Origin of the sequence: Pseudomonas sp. NDM (genome assembly GCF_003105095.1) — a bacterium.
In the GTDB taxonomy this organism is placed as follows: Bacteria; Pseudomonadota; Gammaproteobacteria; order Pseudomonadales; family Pseudomonadaceae; genus Aquipseudomonas; species Aquipseudomonas moraviensis_A.
This window is the reverse complement of record NZ_QETJ01000328.1, coordinates 1-1,003: the sequence shown is the minus strand read 5'-3', so window position 1 is coordinate 1,003 and position 1,003 is coordinate 1. Positions and strand designations below refer to the sequence as shown.

Genomic DNA, 1,003 nt, shown 5'->3' with positions numbered 1-1,003 from the left:
CGTGCAGGAGCTGCCGAAGGCTGCGATCTTTTTGATTCATCTGGTGATGGGTAGCCTGCCAGTGATCACAAATTTATCGAACACGTTCTGCCCATCACGTGCGGCCTGCCGAACATCAAGGAATGTCAGCTCATTTCGAATTTTCTGTTTAGCGGGTTTTCGGGCGGGGGTTGTATTCATGCTGGCCGGTCTGCGTGATTGAGTAGCGAACGGCAAACGATAGAACCTGGCCTCAACCCGCACCAGTCGGCGTATTCTGGCGCAGTTGTAGGCAGTTTCTGCAGTGCTTAAGTGAGATCGTTGTCGGCAAAGAAGGCCTCATCGCGAGCAGGCTCACTCCTACAGGGGCTCGGTGTCGGGAGCATAATTTGTGATTGGCGCAGATCCAGTGTAGGAGCGAGCCTGCTCGCGAAAGCTCCCTTCCAGACGACATCAAACCACCTGCCTGTCAGAGGCAATCCCAGCAATTAAACATCTTCAAATTCCTATGTTTAAACTACACGATCCGTTACGCCATCCCGGCTACAACTCCTTGCGCCATTGCCTACGCCTACGCCAGAATCCGCCGGCTTACGCGGCTATGAGGTTGGCTATATCGTTTCTTGGTCACTGGAAAACAGTGATGGGGTTTGGTAGCCCGCGTCGAAACCGTTGTATAGCGTCACCGTATGCAGTCCCGATTCGGGGCTCGGCTTTTATGGTGGGCATGCGTGGGGCTCCTTTGTGAGCGCCGGGTTTCCTGTTTCGACCGGTCTACCAACCTGCGTATGGCCACCACCCTTCGTTTGGTAGCGAGGGTGCTGGCTCCCAATACTCGAAACTGGAGCACGCCCATGTTCAAAGTAACCCCCAACCCGCCAACCCCCCACGGCCCCGATCTCGACTCGCAAAAAGTCAAAGAGGCCACCGACCGCGCTCTCGACTACTACCTCAAACCTGAAGATCTAGGCGCTCCACCAAGCTCGCCAAAATATCGCCCCGTCTATGTTGTAGACCCCACGCT

At 55.2% G+C, this 1,003-nt stretch carries 1 protein-coding gene; it reads left to right on the top strand.

Going from position 1 to position 1,003, the window contains the following annotated elements; genetic code table 11:
* Positions 1–202, top strand: a 202-nt coding sequence (locus DCO47_RS27170; protein ID WP_218279825.1) for a hypothetical protein, incomplete at its 5' end; no start/stop codon positions are given.
* Between the last annotated feature and the right edge of the window lie 801 nt (positions 203–1,003).